This window comes from Pseudomonas sp. Pdm06, from assembly GCF_014851795.1.
Lineage (GTDB): Bacteria > Pseudomonadota > Gammaproteobacteria > Pseudomonadales > Pseudomonadaceae > Aquipseudomonas > Aquipseudomonas fluorescens_AA.
This window is the reverse complement of sequence record NZ_JACVAH010000005.1, coordinates 334088-354232: the sequence shown is the minus strand read 5'-3', so window position 1 is coordinate 354232 and position 20145 is coordinate 334088. Positions and strand designations below refer to the sequence as shown.

At 62.7% G+C, this 20145-nt stretch carries 21 protein-coding genes and 1 riboswitch; of the genes, 5 read left to right on the top strand and 16 right to left on the bottom strand.

Annotated elements, in window-relative coordinates; all coding sequences use genetic code 11:
- Nucleotides 1-3: 3 nt before the first annotated feature.
- Together rmuC and IB266_RS11615 are read right to left on the bottom strand one after the other, a co-directional pair.
- A complete protein-coding gene (gene rmuC / locus IB266_RS11620) occupies nt 4-1392 on the bottom strand; it encodes a DNA recombination protein RmuC (protein WP_192261275.1) in 1389 nt (462 codons plus the stop codon).
- Nucleotides 1393-1580: 188 nt separating this feature from the next.
- Complete coding sequence (locus tag IB266_RS11615) at nt 1581-1904, bottom strand: sel1 repeat family protein (protein ID WP_072406575.1); 324 nt, start codon at nt 1902-1904, stop codon at nt 1581-1583.
- Between the two features lie 951 nt (nt 1905-2855).
- Between IB266_RS11615 and IB266_RS11610 the strand changes: the two genes are divergently transcribed.
- From IB266_RS11610 to IB266_RS11600, 3 genes are all read left to right on the top strand, one after another.
- Nucleotides 2856-3080, top strand: coding sequence for a hypothetical protein (locus tag IB266_RS11610; protein WP_003204606.1), 225 nt, complete (start codon nt 2856-2858; stop codon nt 3078-3080).
- A gap of 276 nt (nt 3081-3356) precedes the next feature.
- Entirely contained in the window at nt 3357-3839 is a 483-nt protein-coding gene (locus tag IB266_RS11605) for a hypothetical protein (RefSeq protein ID WP_192261256.1), read from the top strand.
- 145 nt (nt 3840-3984) lie between these two features.
- Nucleotides 3985-5268, top strand: coding sequence for an OmpP1/FadL family transporter (locus IB266_RS11600; RefSeq protein ID WP_192261255.1), 1284 nt, complete (start codon nt 3985-3987; stop codon nt 5266-5268).
- An 89-nt stretch (nt 5269-5357) separates the two neighbouring features.
- On the opposite strand, the gene IB266_RS11595 is transcribed toward IB266_RS11600, so the two are convergent.
- From IB266_RS11595 to cobO, 13 genes are all read right to left on the bottom strand, one after another.
- A complete protein-coding gene (locus IB266_RS11595) occupies nt 5358-5909 on the bottom strand; it encodes a glutathione peroxidase (RefSeq protein ID WP_095963593.1) in 552 nt (183 codons plus the stop codon).
- 182 nt (nt 5910-6091) lie between these two features.
- Nucleotides 6092-7300 (bottom strand): MFS transporter, encoded by a 1209-nt coding sequence (locus IB266_RS11590; RefSeq protein ID WP_192261254.1) that lies wholly within the window; start codon nt 7298-7300, stop codon nt 6092-6094.
- A 52-nt stretch (nt 7301-7352) separates the two neighbouring features.
- The gene (locus tag IB266_RS11585; protein ID WP_003204618.1) at nt 7353-7757 is read right to left on the bottom strand and encodes a MarR family winged helix-turn-helix transcriptional regulator; all 405 of its coding nucleotides are present in this window, start codon (nt 7755-7757) and stop codon (nt 7353-7355) included.
- Nucleotides 7758-7829: 72 nt separating this feature from the next.
- Nucleotides 7830-8561 carry an adenosylcobinamide-GDP ribazoletransferase gene (locus tag IB266_RS11580; protein ID WP_192261253.1) on the bottom strand — a complete coding sequence of 244 codons (732 nt, stop codon included), beginning with the start codon at nt 8559-8561 and terminating at the stop codon, nt 7830-7832.
- Nucleotides 8562-8563: 2 nt separating this feature from the next.
- Nucleotides 8564-9139, bottom strand: coding sequence for an alpha-ribazole phosphatase family protein (gene cobC, locus IB266_RS11575; RefSeq protein ID WP_192261252.1), 576 nt, complete (start codon nt 9137-9139; stop codon nt 8564-8566).
- Nucleotides 9136-10191 carry a nicotinate-nucleotide--dimethylbenzimidazole phosphoribosyltransferase gene (gene cobT / locus IB266_RS11570; protein ID WP_192261251.1) on the bottom strand — a complete coding sequence of 352 codons (1056 nt, stop codon included), beginning with the start codon at nt 10189-10191 and terminating at the stop codon, nt 9136-9138. The genes cobC and cobT overlap by 4 nt, the downstream gene beginning before the upstream one ends.
- The gene (gene cobU / locus IB266_RS11565) at nt 10188-10709 is read right to left on the bottom strand and encodes a bifunctional adenosylcobinamide kinase/adenosylcobinamide-phosphate guanylyltransferase (RefSeq protein WP_060741079.1); all 522 of its coding nucleotides are present in this window, start codon (nt 10707-10709) and stop codon (nt 10188-10190) included. The genes cobT and cobU overlap by 4 nt, the downstream gene beginning before the upstream one ends.
- Nucleotides 10710-10859: 150 nt before the next feature.
- Nucleotides 10860-12311: a cobyric acid synthase gene (locus IB266_RS11560; RefSeq protein WP_192261250.1), complete on the bottom strand. Its 1452-nt coding sequence runs from the start codon at nt 12309-12311 to the stop codon at nt 10860-10862.
- On the bottom strand, nt 12308-13300 hold the full coding sequence (cobD, locus tag IB266_RS11555; protein ID WP_192261249.1) for a threonine-phosphate decarboxylase CobD: 993 nt from the start codon (nt 13298-13300) through the stop codon (nt 12308-12310). Before cobD ends, IB266_RS11560 begins: the two co-directional genes overlap by 4 nt.
- Nucleotides 13293-14201 (bottom strand): adenosylcobinamide-phosphate synthase CbiB, encoded by a 909-nt coding sequence (gene cbiB, locus IB266_RS11550; protein WP_192261248.1) that lies wholly within the window; start codon nt 14199-14201, stop codon nt 13293-13295. Before cbiB ends, cobD begins: the two co-directional genes overlap by 8 nt.
- Nucleotides 14198-14848 carry a 5,6-dimethylbenzimidazole synthase gene (gene bluB / locus IB266_RS11545; RefSeq protein ID WP_192261247.1) on the bottom strand — a complete coding sequence of 217 codons (651 nt, stop codon included), beginning with the start codon at nt 14846-14848 and terminating at the stop codon, nt 14198-14200. The genes cbiB and bluB overlap by 4 nt, the downstream gene beginning before the upstream one ends.
- Complete coding sequence (locus IB266_RS11540) at nt 14845-16239, bottom strand: cobyrinate a,c-diamide synthase (protein WP_192261246.1); 1395 nt, start codon at nt 16237-16239, stop codon at nt 14845-14847. Before IB266_RS11540 ends, bluB begins: the two co-directional genes overlap by 4 nt.
- Nucleotides 16236-16847 (bottom strand): cob(I)yrinic acid a,c-diamide adenosyltransferase, encoded by a 612-nt coding sequence (gene cobO, locus IB266_RS11535; RefSeq protein WP_060741073.1) that lies wholly within the window; start codon nt 16845-16847, stop codon nt 16236-16238. The genes IB266_RS11540 and cobO overlap by 4 nt, the downstream gene beginning before the upstream one ends.
- A gap of 80 nt (nt 16848-16927) precedes the next feature.
- A riboswitch (cobalamin riboswitch) is annotated at nt 16928-17139 on the bottom strand.
- Between the two features lie 154 nt (nt 17140-17293).
- On the opposite strand from cobO, the gene IB266_RS11530 reads away from it, so the two are divergent.
- Nucleotides 17294-17878: a hypothetical protein gene (locus tag IB266_RS11530; protein WP_092170032.1), complete on the top strand. Its 585-nt coding sequence runs from the start codon at nt 17294-17296 to the stop codon at nt 17876-17878.
- A gap of 177 nt (nt 17879-18055) precedes the next feature.
- Nucleotides 18056-19366 carry a PQQ-dependent sugar dehydrogenase gene (locus tag IB266_RS11525; protein ID WP_192261245.1) on the top strand — a complete coding sequence of 437 codons (1311 nt, stop codon included), beginning with the start codon at nt 18056-18058 and terminating at the stop codon, nt 19364-19366.
- Nucleotides 19367-19510: 144 nt separating this feature from the next.
- Here the strand turns inward: IB266_RS11525 and IB266_RS11520 are convergent, their stop codons facing one another.
- Nucleotides 19511-20047, bottom strand: a complete 537-nt coding sequence (locus tag IB266_RS11520) for a C40 family peptidase (protein WP_192261244.1) — start codon at nt 20045-20047, stop codon at nt 19511-19513.
- Nucleotides 20048-20145 lie beyond the last annotated feature (98 nt).

The following is a 20145-nucleotide window of genomic DNA, read 5'->3' as shown; positions in this document are numbered from 1 at the left end:
GTTTCAGCCCTGGGTTTTCTCGCTGGCTTCTTCCGGCAACTCAGGCAGCCCATCCGCATCGGTCATCGCCCGTTCGAGCAATTCGCTGGGCAAACTCTTGCTCGCCCGGGCACCGAGCAGCTTGAGCTGTTCGCTGCGGCTGATCAGGTTGCCGCGCCCTTCTGTCAGTTTGTTGCGCGCCGCACTGTAGGCTTTGTCCAATTGCTGCAAGCGACTGCCGATCTCGTCCAGGTCCTGGATGAACAGGACGAACTTGTCATACAGCCACCCGGCCCGCTCGGCGATTTCCCGTGCGTTCTGGCTCTGGCGTTCCTGCTTCCACAAGCTGTCGATCACCCGTAGCGTCGCCAGCAGCGTGGTCGGGCTGACGATCACGATGTTGCGGTCGAAGGCTTCCTGGAACAGGTTCGGCTCGGCTTGCAGGGCGGCGGAAAACGCCGCTTCGATTGGCACGAACAGCAACACGAAATCCAGGCTGTGCAAACCGTCCAAGCGCTTGTAGTCCTTGCCGGCCAAGCCTTTGACGTGGGCACGCAACGACACCACATGTTGCTTGAGGGCGAGTTGGCCGATGGTGTCATCTTCAGCGGCCACGTACTGCTGATAGGCCGTGAGGCTGACCTTGGAATCGACCACCACTTGCTTGTCGCCCGGCAGATAAATCAACACGTCCGGCTGGAAACGCTCGCCGTCCGGGCCCTTGAGGCTGACCTGGGTCTGATACTCGCGGCCCTTCTCCAGGCCGGCATGTTCAAGCACCCGCTCCAGGATCAGTTCGCCCCAGTTACCCTGGGTCTTCTGGCCCTTGAGCGCCCGGGTGAGGTTGGTGGCTTCGTCGCTCAGGCGCAGGTTCAGTTGTTGCAGGCGCTCCAGTTCCTTGCCCAGGGAGAAGCGTTCCCGGGCCTCGGCCTGATAACTTTCTTCAACGCGTTTTTCGAAGGACTGGATGCGCTCCTTCAGCGGATCGAGCAACTGGCCCAGGCGTTGCTGGCTGGTTTCGGCGAAACGCTGTTCACGTTCGTCGAAGATCTTCCCGGCAAGCTCGGCGAACTGAGCCCGCAGCTCGTCTCGCGAGCCTTGCAGGTCATCCAGGCGTTGCTGATGGCTTTCCTGCTGCTCACGCAGTTCGGCCTGCAACGACGCCGCCTGAGCATCGAGCCGGCGCAGCTCGGCTTCCTTGTTGGCACGTTCGAGGTTCCAGGCGTGGGCCGCATCCCGGGCATTGTCGCGCTCGATCTGCAGCAATTCGACCTCACGGCAGGCCGCGGCAAGCTCGGCCTGCTTGGCGGCGTTGGCCTGGCTCAGATCGCTGATTTCGTCGCGGCAGGCATCGAGCTGGGCGTTGAGGCCATCGTGGGCCATGTGGGCCGTGGCCAGGCGCTCCTCCAGCAGGGCCAGTTCGGTCTGCGCGGCGGCGGCTTGGCGTTGCAGGTGCCAGGCCAGTGCCAGCAACGGCACCGCAGCGCCTGCCAGGCCAAACAACAGGCTGGTCAAATCCATAGCCATGACAATTCCTGCCGATCAAATAAAGCCCGAAGGTTAACCAAGCGGCTGGGGGTTGCCCAGCGCAGTCTTCGTTTTCAATCTTCGATTTCACCAAGGGCCCGGCGGGCACGATCATCGCCGGCCCGGGCGGCCTGGCGCAGCAGGTCGTGGCCGATGCGTCGATCCCGGGCGTTGCCGCATTCTCGGCACATCAACTGCCCGAGACGACTTTGAGCGGCCACCACGCCTTCACGGGCCGGTTGCTTGAGCAAACGACCAGCCAGGTGCTTGACGCTGGGGCTGTCCCCCAGCCGCGGGCTGTCGAGCAGCCACTCAGCCACCCGCATCGACATACGTTTGGGTGGGGTAACACCAGAGGGTGTGGAGGTAACAGGATTTGATACTGAGCGAAACTTCATAAAACACTGTGGGACAGATCGGAAGGCGCGCCACTCTACTCCTTTTTTCGTACGGGTAAAGTCGAAAAAAAACCGGCACGCCCGTGCTAGAGCAAGCGCTTGGGACAATCCACAGAAGCTGTGGATAACTCAGTGGACAACCCCCCCTGAACTCGCGCAAAGCCCTGTGGAACGGGGCCTGCGCTCAAACTGACGATTTTTTCACCAGTAAAAAAAAGCGATGTTTTTCATTGACTTAAATTTTGGATACAGGCACCTACCCCGGATTGTTTCGACATGACAGTTCGGTGACAAGTGGTGCAGCGAGTGTGCACAAGTAACAGCTGAACGGGTTATAACGCTGCGTTTTTTTGGCACAACGGGCGGTAAAAGCTGGGGATAACCTCTGGCCGTGCATTGCAGCAACGGTGGCGTGGGCGCACTTGCAAGCGTCGGTTCCTGTGCTAAGGCAGGCCCCCACAGCGATTGAGTGCCCACTTGAATATTTTTTAACCAACACCCTTCCCTTCACCGGTTCGATCCGTTAGTATCCGCAGCGTTAGTACCAAGCTGAAAGTCAATTCCGGGTCGAACACATCTCCACGGTCAGCCATCCTCCCAAGGACGCCTCACCGAAAAAAGGAGACCGGCCCCCTCGATGGTTTCCAGGTAAATCTTGCGCCAACACAGCCTTTGATCGAATGCAAAGGGTGTTGCCAGGCTCATTACTCTGACCGAACCAACCTGCAAAATTGATCAGGATCTTCACCCCGGGCCCAGAACCTTTGCCCTCGATGTGTTGCCTGCCCTCCTAAGTACCTACCTGCCAGCCCAAGCGCGCACTTATATAGCGCTCAAACTGGCTGCTTTGTTCCAGTCGGGTTCTTCGTTCGACCAATGGTGGTCGACGTTACTGGAACGTTTTAACGTTGCACGGTTCTTAACCGTGTCATTTGCAGGAACACCCATAACATGTCTACTCAAATCCACGCACAGGATGCTATCCGCACCCTCACCAACGCTTTTGCACCGATGAACTGCCTGATCATGGCCGCTCGCAAAGGCTGCTTCAGCTTCACGCTGGTCAACGAACACGGCATCGCCCGTCACAGCGAACGCCTGTACCCCGACCAGTACTCCAGCGCCGAACCGCTGCAGGCCGTGATCGAGCGTACTCGCCAGGCACTGGTTGCCTGAGACGCCAGAAAGGCTGAAACCCCAAAGGCCCCGCCCAGAAAGCGGGGCTTTTTATTGCCCGAAATTTCTCGATGAAGCGAAACGGCGTAAGCACCAAGGGATATAACAGTTATAACCGTTCGCTGAAGATGTTTTAAAAACAGTCCTTTACAGCAGGAATATGACACTACACTTCAAGTCAAGCGGCATGATCCGCTTCCGGCGGGGCCTGGACCGATCCACCGCTGCCAAGCCCACACTCTTCAGGCTCCGCCCCTTTCACACTTCGAGGGTTTTATGGGTATCGCTGCCAGCGAACTGTGTCGATATGTGATCCGCCCGACGCTCCTCTACCTTGAGTGTCACAGCGCAACCGCGGAATCCTTGTTGCTGGGCATTGCCGCCAGCCAGTCCGCCCTGGGTTCAGCCCTGCATGATCGACGGGGGCATGGCCTGTATCGCATTACCGAGCCCCGACACCAGGCACTCTGGGACCATTACCTGGCACGAGATCCGGAACGAGCCAGCCTGGTGCGCGGCCTGGCCAGCCAGCATGCCTTTCTCAGCGGCCCGCACCTGGAATTGACCGTCAATTTGCGCTACGCCACCGCCATCGCCTGGCTGCTGGTGGAGGAACAGAATACCCCGCTTCCCGACGCCGACGACCTGCTGGGCATGGCCCGCATCTGGCGCCAGACCTTTCATCCCCAAGGGCGCCTGCGAGATTTCACCTGCGCCTGGCAACGCTGTGTTTCGCCGCTGAGTCGGGTCGCTTGCTGAATGGGAAATTTGGAAACTTCCTACAACGGTCGCGAATCTGGTCGGATTGTCCTACAAAACCGCTCTAAATCAAGCCATACAGGCTATAGCGCTTGAGGGAAAATGTTGGTAATTTTCGCCCCGGTGATCACCAGGAGTTCTAACAATGAAAAAAATGATGCTCAAAACCACCCTTGGCCTTGCCGTTACCTTGGCATCCACACAACTTTTCGCCAGTGGCTTTGCCTTGAACGAACAAAGCATCAGTGGCATGGGCACTGGTTTCGCAGGTCGTTCCTCCTCTGCCGATGACGCCAGCACCGTGTTTGGCAACCCCGCCGGCATGTCGCGCCTCAAGCGTCAGCAAGTCACCGGTGGCTTCGCCGCCATCGATGCTTCCACCGATATCGACGATGCCAGCGGTACCCAGTCCGGCACCAACAAGGGCGACATGGTTCCGCTCACCGGCGTTCCGATGGGCTACTACGTCAAGCCTATCGATGATCAGTGGGCTTTCGGCCTGGGTGTCTACGCCCCGTTTGGCTTGATCACCGATTACGAAAATGGCTTCCAGGGCCGCAACTTCGGCAGCAAGAGCGAAGTGAAGGTCGTCACTTTCCAGCCAACCGTCAGCTATGCCTTCAACGACAAGGTATCGATCGGTTTCGGCCCGACCATCAACCGTATTTCCGGCTCCCTGGAATCGGATCTGACCTCGCCGCTGTCACCGAATGATGGCAGCGTGAAGATCAAGGGCGACGACATTGGCTACGGCTACAACATCGGCCTGCTGGTCCAGGCGACCGACACCACCCGTGTCGGCCTGACCTATCACTCCAAGGTCAAGTACAAGCTCGAAGGCCACACCGAAATCAGTCCTGGGGCTGGCACACCTCCCAGCCTGCTGAATGGCGCGCGCTACGATGCTTCGCTGGATATCACCACGCCTGAATCGGTGGACTTTTCGGTCACCCAGCAAATCAATGATGCCTGGACCGTCTACGCGGGCAGCACCTGGACGCGTTGGAGCCGCCTGAAAGAAATCACCGTGAACAACGACGGTGTAACACCCGCAACAGGCGGTGCTTTCGCGCCTGGCTTCTTCAGTTCCATTACTGAGGAACAGAACTGGCACGACACCTGGGCCTACGCCATCGGTACCTCCTACCAGTTGAACAAGCAGTGGGTACTGCGTACCGGCCTGACCTTCGACCAGGCACCGACCAACAACCAGGACCGTTCGCCACGTATCCCGACCGGCGACCGGACCATCTTCAGCCTGGGCGCCGGCTGGAGTCCGACCGACGACCTGACCATCGACGTGGCTTATTCCTATCTCAAGGAAGAAAAAGTCAACGTCAGCGGCAGCAATGCCCTCGGCCAGTCCTACGACTCCAAATACGAAAACAGCGCCAATGGTTTCGGTGTCGGTGCAACCTACCGCTTCTGATGTTTCACGGCGAACCTGAACCCCTCGCCAGCTGAAGCGAAAAAAAGCCCCGCACTCTGCAAAGAGGCGGGGCTTTTTCGTGGCAGGCGTCAGGGCTTGGAGGCGATGGCCGCCTCGACCGCCTTGATGAAATCGGGATCGTCAGGCTTGATCCGGCTGGAAAAACTGCCAACGACCTTGCCCTGGCGGTCCACCACGTACTTGTAGAAATTCCATTTCGGCGCACCGGACTGTTCGGCCAAGTGCTTGAACAGCGGTATCGCATCCGCACCACGCACCGGCTGCGGTTCGGTCATGGTGAAGGTCACACCGTAATTGACGTAGCAGACCTTGGCGGTTTCGGCCCCGTCCTTGGACTCCTGCTTGAAGTCATTGGACGGTACGCCCAACACTTGCAACCCTTGGTCCTTGTAGTGCTGGTTGAGCGCCTCGAGGCCCTTGAATTGCGGGGCGAACCCACAGAAGCTGGCGGTGTTCACCACCACCAGAGGCTTGCCAGCAAAACGCTGGCACAAATCAATGGTTTCCTTGGCCCGCAGCTTGGGCAACGAACCCTCCAGCAACGGCGGGCAACCGGCGGCCCAGACTTGCCCGGTCACAGCCAGCAACAGGGCGGGAACAGCAAACCAGCGCATCAACATGTCGGTATTTCCTTAAAGCATGTCAGACCACGACGTTACTCCGCCATGCCCGCTGCCGTCCATTGTTCAACACGTCCCCATGCCCAGTTGCATCAAGGCCAACCCGCCCTGGTGCCAGCCCCACCAGGCGAGCGCCAGCAACAGGCCGGCGCCAGCAGCGATCAACCACGGGCCGATGCGACTCATGCCGCACCGACCTGGACTTGCAGGCGCGCCACCGGCCGTTCACGCACCGGCCAGTTCAACGCCGCCGCCAGCAGGCTGAGCAGGATCGATACCTGCCAGATCAAGTCATAGCTGCCGGTGCGGTCATACACCACCCCGCCCAACCAACCACCGAGGAACGAGCCCAACTGGTGGAACAGGAACACGATCCCACCCAACATCGAAAGATTTCGTACACCAAACAGGGTCGCTACCGTGCCGTTGGTCAACGGCACGGTCGACAACCACAGCACGCCCATTGCCATGCCAAACAGGTACGCCGTGGTGGTGGTCACCGGCAGCCACAGGAACAAGCCAATCACCACCGCCCGCAACAGGTACAACCCGGTCAACAGGCGTGGCTTGGACATGCGCCCGCCCAGCCAGCCAGCGGTGTAGGTGCCGAAGATATTGAACAACCCGACCAGGGCCAGCACGGTGGTGCCAACGCTGGCGGGCAGGTGTTGGTCCACCAGGTACGCCGGCAAATGCACGCCAATGAACACCACCTGGAAACCGCAGACAAAAAAGCCAACCGCCAGCAGCCAGAACCCGGAATGGCTGCACGCCTCGCGCAAGGCTTCGACCAGGGTTTGTTCGTGGCCGGCTACCGGCAACGGTGCGTCCTTGAGCATGCCCACCAGCGGCACGATCAGCGCCACCAGCAGCCCCAGCGCCAACAACGCCGCCGACCAACCGAGCCAGCCGATCAGCCCCAGCGTCCCGGGCAGCATGGCGAACTGGCCGAAGGAGCCGGCGGCACTGGCGATGCCCATGCCCATGCTGCGTTTTTCCGGTGGCACGGCCCGTCCGACCACACCCAGAATCACCGAGAACGACGTGCCCGACAGACCGATGCCAATCAAAAGACCCGCGCTCAACGACAAGGACCATGGCGAGTCGGCCATGCCCATGAACACCAGGCCGAGTGCGTAGAGCACGCCACCGATCAGCACCACTTTCGCCGCACCGAAGCGGTCGGCCAGCGCGCCGGTGAAAGGCTGCGCCAGGCCCCAGATCAGGTTCTGCAAGGCAATGGCGAAGGCGAATACCTCACGACCCCAGCCGAACTCGGCACTCATGGGCGCGAGGAACAGGCCGAAGCCATGCCGCACGCCCAGGGACAGCGCCAGGATCAGCGCGCTGCCCACCAGGACCCAACCACAGGTACGCCACATCGATGTCATTTTTGTTCTCCAGTCGCGGGTATATACCCACTTATCATCGAACGAACCGGCTTCACGCTAGTTCATCCAGCAAGGCCAGCAAGGTCGCACGTTTTTCGGCGCCCAGCTTATCGATCAGTTTCTGTTGCGCCGCTTCCCAGGCCGGCAGCGCTGCCGCCAGCCGGGCCTGCCCCGTTTCAGTGAGCACGACGATACGGTTACGCAGATCGTCGCCCTCGGCCAGCGCCACCAGTCCCTCGCCTTCCAGCACCCGCAGGTTGCGCCCCAGGGTACTGCGGTCCAGGCCCATGGCCTCGGCCAGGGAGGAAATACTCGGTTGGTCCAGGCGCGCCAGGTTGCTCAGCAAAGAATACTGGGCAACGTTGATCCCGAAGCCGTCGAGGGCGCCGTCGTAATACCTGCTGACGCCACGTGCGGCACGACGCAGGTTGATGCACAGACATTGGGAAGGAAGCATGATGCGTGTATATACCCGCGACTAAGTGAATGCAAATTTAAATGAACACTGCGCCGTCGACAAGATCCGGATTCAACGCAACGCCAGCGCGACCAGAACGGCGGTTTCCAGCAGTTCCAGCAAGGCGCCCGCCGTATCCCCGGTGCAGCCTTGCAGCCTGCGCAGCATCATCCGTCGCAATCCGATGAAGACCAGTGTAGCCACCACCAACGTCCACAGCCCGGCCCAGCCCAACAGCAGCAGGCAACCCAGCGCACAGGCCGACAATACCTGCCAGCCCGAGCGGCGCGGCAGATGATCGGCGAGCGCCTGCCCCAACCCACCGGCACGCACATATGGCGTCGTCAGGAACAACCCCAGCAATGCGCCACGCCCCAGCATCGGTACGATGAGCAACGCCAAGGCCTGCTCCTGTTCGATCAACGCCACCAGCGCTGTCCATTTGAGCAGCAGCACCACCACCAACGTCACGACGGCAATCGGCCCGCTACGCGGATCCTTCATGATCAGCAACGTCCGTTCGCGATCGCCGAAACCGCCGAGCCACGCATCGGCGCTGTCAGCCAGGCCATCCAGGTGCAACCCGCCGCTAAGCAGCACCCACGCCATCAGCACCAGCGCGGCATGCAGCAGCAACGGCGTGCCGAGTAATAACCCATCCAACGTCCATAACAGCCCGCCGAACACCAGCCCTACCAGCGGATAGAACAACAACGAACGCCCCAGCTGTGCGGGCTCGGGCATGCCGGGTAGGCGAACCGGCAGGCTGCTGAGAAATTGCAGGGCGATCCAGAAGGGCAACATCGTCAATTCGCCTCTTCGAGCACTGAACCTGCCGACACTGTCAGGGAAAACAGCGCGCCATGACCGACTTCGACATTGAGCAGTTGCTCGCGAGGCAGGCCGCGGGCCTGGGCCAGCAGCAGGCGCATGACGCCGCCATGGCTGACCAGCAAGACCCGCTGACCGGCATAGGCCGCGTGCAGACGCTCGACCGCCGCCAGGACGCGGTTGGCAAACGCCTGCACCGGCTCGCCTTCGGGGGGCGTGAAGGCATAGGGATCGGCCCAGAACTGGCCCAGTGCCTCGGCGTCAGTGTCCATCAACGCCGCTGCGCTGCGACCTTCCCAGGCGCCAAAATGCAGCTCTTGCAGGTCTTTGTCCAAGTGCACCGGCACGTTGAGCCGGGCGCCGAGTTGCTCGGCGAAACGGGCGCAGCGCTGCAAGGGTGAGCTGACCAGGCGATCCCAGGGTCCGCCTTGAGCGACGGCGGTGTGCATCTGCTCCCAGCCCCTGGTCGTCAAGGCATCGTCGAGGCTGCCGCGCAAGCCGCCGCCCAATTCGGTTTCGCCGTGACGCAGCAGGTCCAGGCGCAAGGTCATGCCGGGCGGTCCGCCACGGCCGCTTCGGCAAACGTCGCCATCTGCCCGTGCAGGTCACACGCCAGGCGCAACAGCGGCACCGCCAACGCCGCGCCACTGCCCTCGCCCAAGCGCAGGCCGAGGTCCAGCAGCGGTTCGGCACCGAGGGTTTCCAGCACGTGGCGATGGCCCGGTTCGGCGCCGCGATGGCCGAACAGCAACCATGGCCGGCACGTGGGATTGAGGCGCACCGCCACCAGGGCCGCGACGCTACAGATGAATCCGTCCACCAGCACGGCGACGCCCTGCTGGGCACAGGCCAGGTATGCACCAACCAACGCGGCGATTTCAAAACCGCCGAGGTTGAACAGGGTCTGCAACGGGTCGTTACCCTGGGCAGCGTGCAACGCCAGGGCCCGTTCGATCACCTGGGCCTTGCGGCTGACACCCGCGGCGTCCAACCCCGTGCCCGGCCCGACCAGATGCGCCACCGGGCAGTCGAGCAAGGCGCAGGCCAGGGCACTGGCGGCGGTGGTGTTGCCGATGCCCATCTCGCCGCCGATGAACAATTGCGTCCCGACCGCGACGGCACGCAGCACACTGTCGCGCCCGGCGTGCAAGGCTTGCTCGCCCTGTTTCACGGTCATTGCCGGGCCCTCGGCGAAATTCGCCGTGCCCGGCCCGAGGTTCAGGTGCCGCACACCGGGCAGGTCCAGCGCAGGCGTGACGGTGCCCAGGTCGACCACTTCCAGGGAAGCGCCCAGTTGCCGCGCCAGGACGCTGATGGCCGCGCCGCCGCTGACGAAGTTGAGCAGCATTTGCCCGGTGACCTCTTGGGGATAGGCCGATACGCCTTCTGCGACCACGCCATGGTCGCCGGCGAAAATCGCAATCCACAATCGGTCCAGGCTCGGTTTGAGCTGCCCTTGCAGACCCGCCAGTTGCACCGCCACCGATTCCAGCCGCCCCAGGGAGCCCGTCGGTTTGGTCAGTTGTTGCTGACGGGCCGCGGCCAGTTCCAGCGCTTGGGTATCGACGGGCTTGCACGGTTCCAGCCACCAGCGATGATTCATAACGCAGTACCTTTGAGAGTCAGGGGCAGGCCAGCGACGGTCAGCACGACACGCTGACAACGTTCGGCCAAGGCTTGATGCAGCCAACCGGCTTCATCGACGTAACGGCGGGTCAGCTCGCCCAGCGGCACGACACCCATGCCGGTCTCGTTGCTGACAAAAATGATCTCCCCGGGCAGCGCGGCCAGGCTGTCCAGCAGCGCTTCGCGCTCGGCGTTCAGTTGCTCGGGAGCCTCGAGCATCAACAGGTTGGTCAGCCACAGGGTCAGGCAATCCACCAGCAGACATTGCCCGGGGGCGGCGTTTTCCCGCAGCACCCGGGCCAGGGCCAAGGGCTCCTCCACCAGCGCCCATTCGGCCGGCCGTCGGGCACGGTGCTGGGCGATGCGCTGGTTCATCTCACCGTCCAGGGGTTGGCTGGTGGCGATGTAGGTCACTGGCAAGCGGGTGTCCGCCGCGAGTTTTTCAGCCAGGCGACTCTTGCCGGAGCGGGCGCCGCCGAGGATCAGTTGCAGCATGGTGCATTACCTTTTATTGGCGGTGTGGCGACAGGCGCTTTCGCGAGCAAGCTCGCTCCCACAGTTGATCTGGGGTGTACATAAATTCTGTGCTCATCAGCGATCCAATGTGGGAGCGAGCTTGCTCGCGATGAGGCCAGCCCAGCCACCCTAAATCCCACAAAGCTCACGCAACAATCCAGTATCCAGATGCCGCTCCACCAGATCCGCCAACCGCTCGATGTCCCGCTCACGCAAGCCGTGGTAATCCACCGTTTGCACATCCGCCAACCCAGCCCAACGCAACAACGCGCTGCTGGCCTGGGACGACTCGAACAGCCCGTGCAGATAGGTACCGAACACCTGTCCGTCGAGGCTCTGGGCACCGTCGCAACGACCATCTTCCAGATGCACCGCAGCATTTTCCAAGGCCGGGCCGGTGGTCACGCCCGCGTGGATCTCGTAGCCGCTGATCTCGGCCGCTTCCAAGGCCAGTCGCCCACGGACATTGCGCAGTTGCTTCTCATGTTCCAGGGTCGTTTCGAAATCCAGCAGGCCCAGACCGGCACTGGAACCCGACGCGCCTTCCAGCCCCAGCGGGTCGTGGACCTGCTGGCCAAGCATCTGCAAACCGCCGCAGATGCCCAGCACTTTTCCGCCGTAGCGCAGGTGCCGATGGATCGCCGTCTCCCAACCGTTGGCCCGCAGGTAGGTCAGGTCGCTGCGCACGCTTTTCGAACCGGGCAGGATGATCAGGTCGGCCGGCGGGATGGGCTGGCCGGGGCCGACGAATTGCAGGTCGACCTGTGGATGCAGGCGCAACGGATCGAAATCGGTGTGGTTGCTGATGCGCGGCAAGACCGGCACCACCACTTTCAGCACCTGCTCGGCCTTGTCGATCTGGCGCTGATCGAGGCCATCCTCGGCTTCCAGGTGCAGATCCATGACGTACGGCAACACGCCGATCACCGGTTTGCCGGTGCGCGCCTCCAGCCAATCCAGGCCCGGTTGCAGCAAGGCGATGTCGCCACGAAAACGGTTGATGATGAAGCCCTTTACCCGCGCCTGCTCGCTGGGGGAAAGCAACTCCAGCGTGCCGACCAGATGGGCGAACACCCCGCCGCGATTGATATCGGCGATCAGCAGCACCGGGCAGTCCACCGCCTCGGCAAAGCCCATGTTGGCGATGTCACCGGCACGCAGGTTGATCTCCGCCGGCGAGCCGGCGCCTTCCACCATCACCACCGGATAGGCCGCGCTCAAGCGCGCGTGGGAGGCCAGCACCGCTTGCATCGCGATGGCTTTGTAGTCGTGATAAGCCACGGCGTTCATGGTGGTGACGGCGCGACCATGGATGATCACCTGGGCGCCGGTATCGCTGTTGGGCTTGAGCAGCACCGGGTTCATGTCGGTGTGCGGTTCGAGCCCCGCCGCCTGGGCTTGCACCGCCTGGGCCCGACCGATTTCGCCGCCGTCGGCCGTCACGGCGCTGTTGAGGGCCATGTTCTGCGGCTTGAACGGCACCACGCCCACGCCCTGGCGCCTGACCCAGCGGCACAAGGCCGTGACCAGGGTACTTTTGCCGGCATCGGAGGTGGTGCCCTGCACCATCACTGTGGTCATGGGGTGTCCTTGGCGTAGGCTTCAAAGGCTTGTTCGAGGCGCAGGAATTCGCTGTCGTCGGCCGGCAGCCCGAAACGCAGGCTGCTGGTGTTCACGAACAGGCGCAGGAGAATGCCGCGATGGGCCATGAAATCGTGAAGCCCCAGGGCGTGTTCGGTGACCAGCCATTGGAACAATCCGCAGCCGCCCTGCGGCTTGAAGCCGTGGCGTTCGAGCAACAGCGCCAGGCGTTGGCTGGTGGCTTCGCAGCGTTGGCGCTGGGCTGCGTGGGCAGCGCTGTCCAGCAGGCACGCCTGGCCCAGCACCCGGGTCGGCCCGCTGACCGCCCACGGCCCGACTTGTTCGGCAAGCAACTTGAGCAAGCGGCGTTCGGCCAATACAAAGCCCAGGCGAACCCCAGCCAGGCCAAAGAACTTGCCGAACGAACGGAGGACGATCAGCCCGACCAGATGGGTGTACGCCGCCAGGCTCAGCGCCGGTGTGACGTCCATGAACGCTTCATCCACCACCAACCAGCCACCGCGCTGGGCCAGGCGGGCATGCCAATCCAGCAAACGCTCGGGCGCCAGGCTCAGGCCCGTGGGGTTGTTCGGATTGACCACCACCAGCACATCGAGGCTATCGAGGAAGAAATCCACTTCCGCTTCCAGCACTTCGCGCACGATATAGCCGCTGCGGCGCCAGGCTTCGGCGTGCTCGGCGTAACACGGCGACAAGACGCCGACCTTGCCGCTGCGACGCAGGCGCGGCAACAGCTGGATGGCCATCTGCGAACCGGCCACCGGCAGCACATCCAACGCACCGTAGTAATCGCAGGCGGCCTGCTCCAAGCCGTCATCGGTTTCCGGCAGGCGCGCCCAAGCCCGCAGGGGAATCGCCGGGACGTCGAACGGCCAAGGCGCGAGGCCGCTGGACAAGTCGAGCCAATCGGCCTCGGCAATGCCGTATTGCCGGGCCGCGTTGCGCAAGCGTCCGCCGTGCTCAAGCATAGAACTCAGCTCCCAGGCAGAGAATCAGCAACCACAACCATACCCCGCGCTGGACCAATTGCCAGCCGCGATCAATGGAATCGGCACTCGCCGGTACGCCTTCGCCCAAGGGCGGACGTTGGTGCAGTTCGCCGTGGTAAACCGCCGCCCCGCCCAGCTCGACACCGAGCGCTCCGGCCCCGGCGGCCATCACCGGCCCGGCGTTGGGGCTGTCCCAGGTCGGGCCCTGGGTGCGCCAGCACTTGAGCGCCAGGCGGGTCTGGCCGAGCAGCGCGTAGGTCAACGCCACCAGGCGCGCCGGAATGTAGTTGAGCACATCGTCGATCTTGGCCGCTGCCCAGCCGAAGCGCTCGAAGCGTTCGTTGCGATAGCCCCACATGGCGTCGAGGGTATTGCTCAGGCGGTACAGCACCACCCCGGGCGCGCCGGCCACGGCGAACCAGAACAACGCGGCGAACACCGCGTCGCTGCCGTTTTCCAGCACCGACTCGGTGGCGGCGCGGGCCACGGCGGTTTCATCCAGTTCAGCCGTCTGGCGACTGACCAGGTAGCCGACGCGCTGGCGCGCCTGCTCCAGATCACCGCTGCGCAGTGCCCGCGCCACCGGTTCGACATGCTCGCCGAGGCTGCGCAGGCCGAGGGCACAGTACAACGCGAGGATATCCACCAACCAGCCCACCATCGGCGCCCAGGACAGGGCCGTGGCGAGCAAGGTCAACGGCACCACGGCGATCACCCAGGCCGTCACCCCGTGGCTGCGCCAGCCACGTCCGCCTGAGTTGAAACGTTGTTCGATGCGATCGGCAAAGCCGCCGAACGCCACCAACGGATGCCAGCGCCGAGGCTCGCCCAACAGCGCATCCAGCGCCACCGCAGCGGCACTGAGCAACGCCACGCTCATGGGCTCACTCCCCAACGGTTTTCATACAGCAGTTCATTGAGCGGACGCGGTTGCGCCCAACCTTCCAGGGCGAGCATCGGCGCTGGGTAAAACCCTTCGACCGGGCCCAGGCAAAGGATCGCCAGCGGCTTGGCCCCGGCGGGCAGGCCCAGCAGGTCGGCCAGGGCCTGAGGTTCGAACAATGACACCCAGCCCATCCCCAGCCCTTCGGCGCGGGAGGCCAGCCACAGGTTCTGGATGGCGCAGGACAGCGAGGCCAGGTCCATTTCCGGCAAGGTCCGACGACCGAAGATGTGCCGCTCGCGATCCTCCATCAACGCCGCCACCAGCACTTCGGCACAGTCGTCGATGCCTTCGACCTTGAGCTTCATGAACTCATCGCTGCGCTCGCCGAGGGCTTCGGCGGTGCGGATACGTTCTTCTTCCACCAACTGCTGGATGTTCCCACGCAAGGCGCGGTCGCTGATGCGGATGAATCGCCACGGTTGCATCAGGCCGACGCTCGGGGCCTGGTGCGCGGCTTCCAGCAGACGGCGCAGCAGGGCCGGTTCGACCGTGCCGCCGCTGAAATGGCGCATGTCGCGGCGCTCGGCGATGGCGCGGTAGATGGCGTCGCGTTCGGTCTGGGAGAAAGCGTTGTCGGTCATGGCCTTTTCGCGAGCAAGCTCGCTCCCACAGGGTTCAGGTGATCAAATGTGGGAGCGAGCTTGCTCGCGAAGGCGGCCTCAAGGTCTGGCACAAACAGCGCGGCAATCGCCCTGGGATTCGACGGAAAATAAAAGTGCACATAGGAAGCCGTCATCCGCCCTTGCCGGAAAACCGCCTCCGCACCGCGTCCGCCATTGGGGCTATGGCCACGGGCAATCGGTTCAACCTCGGTGCTGGTCAGGGAATGATGATAGGTGTGCCCACGCAGGTTGCCTTCCGGCAAATCCACCGACTGCAATGCCAAGGCCGCCAGGCGCTTTTGCATCTGCGCATCGCCGGCCAGCAAACCCAGCAGTTCGGCGCGCACGCCGTCGACATCGGTCAATGAATCGAGCAGATACAACATGCCGCCGCATTCGGCGAGTAACGGTTTATCGGCGGCGTGGTGGGCACGGATCGCGGCCAGCATCGGCTTATTTCGAGCCAGCGCAAGGTGGTGCAGCTCCGGATAACCGCCAGGCAGATAAAGACTGTCCGCCTCAGGCAGTTCGGTGTCATGGATCGGTGAAAAAAAGCTCAACTGCGCACCCATGGCCCGTAGCAGATCAAGGCTTGCGCCATAGGTGAAGGCGAACGCTTCGTCACGGGCCACGGCGATGCGCACCCCGGCGAGCCACGGCTCAACGGCGATCACCTGCGGTGCGGCGAACTCCACCGCCGGCGGCAGCGCCACTTCGCAACTACTGGCCAAAGCATCGGCCGCCGCGTCGAGGCGCAGGTCGAGATCGTTCAATTCACTGGCCTGGACCAACCCGAGATGACGGCTGGGCAATTCGATGCCGGTTTCCCGGGACAGCGCGCCGTACCAGCGCAGGCCTTCGGTCAGGCTGCCTTCGAGCAATTGCGCGTGACGCAAGGTGCCGACCCGGTTGGCCAAGACCCCGGCGAATGGCAGGTCCGGTTGATAACGGGCCAGGCCCAGGGCCAAGGCACCGAAGGTCTGGGCCATGGCCGTACCGTCGATCACCGCCAGCACCGGTACGCCAAAATGCCGCGCCAGATCGGCGCTGGACGGGTTGCCGTCGAACAGCCCCATCACCCCTTCGATCAGGATCAGGTCCGCTTCGGCGGCGGCTTCCCACAACAGCCGGCGACTTTCCTGCTCGCCGACCATCCACATGTCCAATTGATAGACCGGCGCGCCGCTGGCCCGCTCCAGGATCATCGGATCGAGGAAGTCCGGGCCGCACTTGAAGACGCGCACTTTGCGTCCCTGGTTGCGATGCAACCGGGCCAACGCCGCAGTGACCGTGGTCTTGCCTTGTCCCGAGGCCGGCGCTGCGATCAACACCGCCGGACAGTGGCGGCTTGTCAGGCAAGGGTCATTCACAGTTCGACGCCTTTCTGCGCCTTGATACCCGCCTGGAACGCGTGCTTGATCATGCCCATTTCAGTCACGGTGTCGGCCAGCTCGATCATCTCCGGCTTGGCGCCGCGACCGGTCACCACCACATGCTGCATCGGCGGACGCGCCTGCAGATCGCTGAGCACCTGATCGAGGTCGAGGTAGCCGTGCTTGAGGGCGATATTCAATTCGTCGAGCACCACCAGGCCGATGGACGGATCGCTGAGCAACTGACGGGATACGGCCCAGGCGGCTTCGGCGGCGGCGATGTCGCGCTGGCGGTCCTGGGTTTCCCAGGTGAAGCCTTCACCCATGACATGAAAACGCACCTGCTCCGGGAAGCGGCGAAAAAACAGCTCTTCACCGGTGCTATTGCGTCCCTTGATGAACTGCACCACACCGCATTGCATGCCATGGCCCATGGACCGTGCCAGCATGCCGAACGCCGAGCTGCTCTTGCCCTTGCCGTTGCCGGTCAGCACCAGCAGCAAGCCGCATTCGTTCGGCGAGTTGGCGATGCGCTCGTCGATCACGGCTTTCTTGCGCTGCATGCGCGCCAGGTGGCGTTCGTCGCGATCAGGGGTGTCGGTCATGGGGAGCTCTCCGTTGGGATTGGATAACGGCGGGCGGGGCACAAAAAAAGACGGCAGCAAGCCTGGCATCGCCCACCGTGATGCCGTTGGATGAATCAGGCCGGTCTCCGGGCTCATGAGCGGCGTGGCGCCGGGCTGCGCGCCTTCCCATGTCATGCGACACAGTGGCTTAGGCACAGCGTTGACTCATTTACCGTTGCGGGGGCAGCGCCGGGTTCGTGTGCACTCACCGGCTTCCCTGTTTCACTCTGTCGAACTCAAGTCACAGAGCACCTGAAACAAGCGGCGAAGGTTAGAGGGTTGGGGGTGGAGCGTCAATTAAAGCCGCCTGTCGGGGGTGCTCATTGGCACCGATCAATAAAATGACGCCAATCTTGTGTGATGCTGCGGCAAGTGATATCAAAGAGACATTACGACCCGATATCACAAGAACAAGAGGGCAAAATATGCAAGGCATGCTCATCAGCAATCCAAAACTGGAATTCCTGCGCCCGGTGCTGGAACGCTGGTTTGATTGTATCGACCGCTACAACGCGGTGCGCGGCGATAACGACACCCCCTACTGGTTCGATGAACGAGCCAATCTCAGCTTGCTGTCGGCCGCCGCCTGGATGGCCGAGATGGTCACGCTACAGAACGCGCCGACCCGCAAGCAGAATGAAGAAGGCGAACGCAACGTCAGCGCCGACCTGTTCATCGCCAGCACCGATGAGCGGGCCTTCATCCAGGCCACCCAACGCTGGCCCAAGGTCAACAACCTGAACCTGACCCAACCGCTGTCGGAAGCCACCAGCGATGCCAAGCGCATCAGCTACGCCAGCGACCTGAAGCTGGGCTGCCTGTTCGTCTCGCCGCAAAAAGCCCAGCAAAGCGCCACGCCCGAAGAACTGCAGGACATGATCGACGACCTGCAAAAGGAAAACACTTGCGCGGTGGCCTGGTACTTCCCATACGCCTATCGCAAGTTGCGCAACGAGGCCGGCCAATACCATCCAGGCATTGCCGTGCTGTTCAAACAGGCCCATGGCTGACTCATTACTGTGGGAGCGAGCTTGCTCGCGATAGCGGTGCACCTGGCAACATCTATGTTGACTGTCATGTAGCCATCGCGAGCAAGCTCGCTCCCACAAGGTTTTGCGCGCAGTTTGAACCATCCGTGCGTCTACGCTTCTCTATGAATAACCACATGCATTCATAGGGAAGCCAGCATGCTCAAGCCACCCCATCTTCTGATCGTCGCCCTCGCCGCCGGGCTTGTCGCTTGTGGCGAGTCTTCCACCCTGCAAGTGTCCGATGGCACCGGTCCTGCGCCGAAACTGCCGGAACCGAACAAGACCCTGGTCCCCACCGTCAACATCGCCGAAGCCATCGGCTGGCCGCAAGGCGCCAAGCCAACCCCGGCCCAGGGCCTGCAAGTGGGTGCGTTCGCCGAAGGACTGGATCATCCGCGCTGGCTTTACGTGTTGCCCAATGGCGATGTGCTGGTGGCCGAAACCAATGCCCCGCCCAAGCCAGACGACAGCAAGGGCATCCGTGGCTGGGTGATGAAAAAGGTCATGGGCCGTGCTGGCGCCGGGGTGCCCAGCCCCAACCGCATCACGCTATTACGCGACGCCAATCACGATGGCATCGCCGAAACCCGTACGGTCTTCCTGGAAAACCTCAATTCACCGTTCGGCATGACCCTGGTGGGCAATGATCTGTACGTGGCCGACACCGACCGACTGATCCGCTTCCCGTACAAGGACGGTGACACGCAGATCAAGGCGCAGCCGACCAAGGTCGTCGACCTGCCGGGCGGCACCCTCAACCATCACTGGACCAAGAACGTGATCGCCAGCCGTGACGGCAGCAAGCTGTACGTCACCACCGGTTCGAACAGCAACGTCGCGGAAAATGGCATGGAGGCCGAAGAAGGTCGCGCCGCCATCTGGGAAGTGGACCGGGCCAGCGGCAATCACCGGATCTTCGCCTCAGGCCTGCGCAACCCCAACGGCCTGGCTTGGGAACCCCGCAGCGGAGCCCTGTGGACGGCCGTGAACGAACGGGATGAGATCGGCAGCGACCTGGTGCCGGACTACATCACCTCGGTCAAGGACGGCGCGTTCTATGGCTGGCCCTACAGCTACTACGGGCAGCACGTCGATGTCCGGGTCGAACCACAGAACCCGGCCCTGGTGGCCAAGGCCATCGCCCCGGACTACGCTGTCGGCCCCCACACCGCCTCACTGGGCCTGACCTTCGCCGAAGGCAGCGCCTTGCCTGCACCGTTTACCGAAGGGGCTTTCGTTGGTCAGCACGGTTCCTGGAACCGTAAACCCCACAGTGGCTATAAAGTGATTTTCGTACCGTTCAACGGCGGCAAACCCGTGGGGCAACCGGTGGATGTGCTGACCGGCTTCCTGAACGCCGACGAAAAAGCCCAAGGCCGGCCGGTGGGCGTGGTAATCGACAAGCAGGGTGGTTTGTTGGTGGCCGATGATGTGGGGAACAAGATCTGGCGGGTGTCGGGTCAATAACACCACTCAAGACTTTTGAAGGTCCCCTGTGGCGAGTGAGCTTGCTCCCGCTGGGCTGCACTTGGGCTCTGACGGTTGCTGCGCAACCGAGCGGGAGCAAGCTCCCTCGCCACAAAAGCTTGCCAGCGGCACACAAATTAAGGGTCAGGGATTACGCGCCAGGTGCTCCGGCTGCAACACACGCTTGGCGCCCAGGTAAGCCTTTTGCCAATAAGCCTTGGACAGACTGTCGAGCTTGACCGTGCCACCTGTGGCCGGCGCGTGGACGAAGCGCCCCTCGCCGACATAGATCCCGGCATGGCTGACCTGAGAGCCGCCGTTGGTGGCGAAGAAAATCAAATCGCCGGTCTGCAAGGCGTTCTTGCCGACATCCGGGGCGCGCATGCCGATCATCTCGCGCGTGGAGCGCGGCAGGGAAATACCGGCAGCGTCGCGGTACACATAACCGATCAAGCCACTGCAATCGAAGCCCGAATCCGGCGTGTTGCCGCCCCAGCGGTACGGCGTCCCCACCAGGCCCAACGCCCGGAACAGGACGTCTTCGGCGGCCGGGGAAAAGGGTTGCGAGGGAGCAAAGACCACCGGGGCCCGCACAACAGGCGCTGGCGGCGGGGTTCGGCTGGCGCACGCACTGAGCAGTGCGGCGAGGAAGATGAGCGCGAGGCGGGCCGACGTCGACATATGCAGAACAATCCTGATCTGGATGCGGCTTTTCTGCCGTGGGCATGAAAACAAATCCGCCTGCGTAGTACGCAGGCGGATTGCCATCAATCAATGAT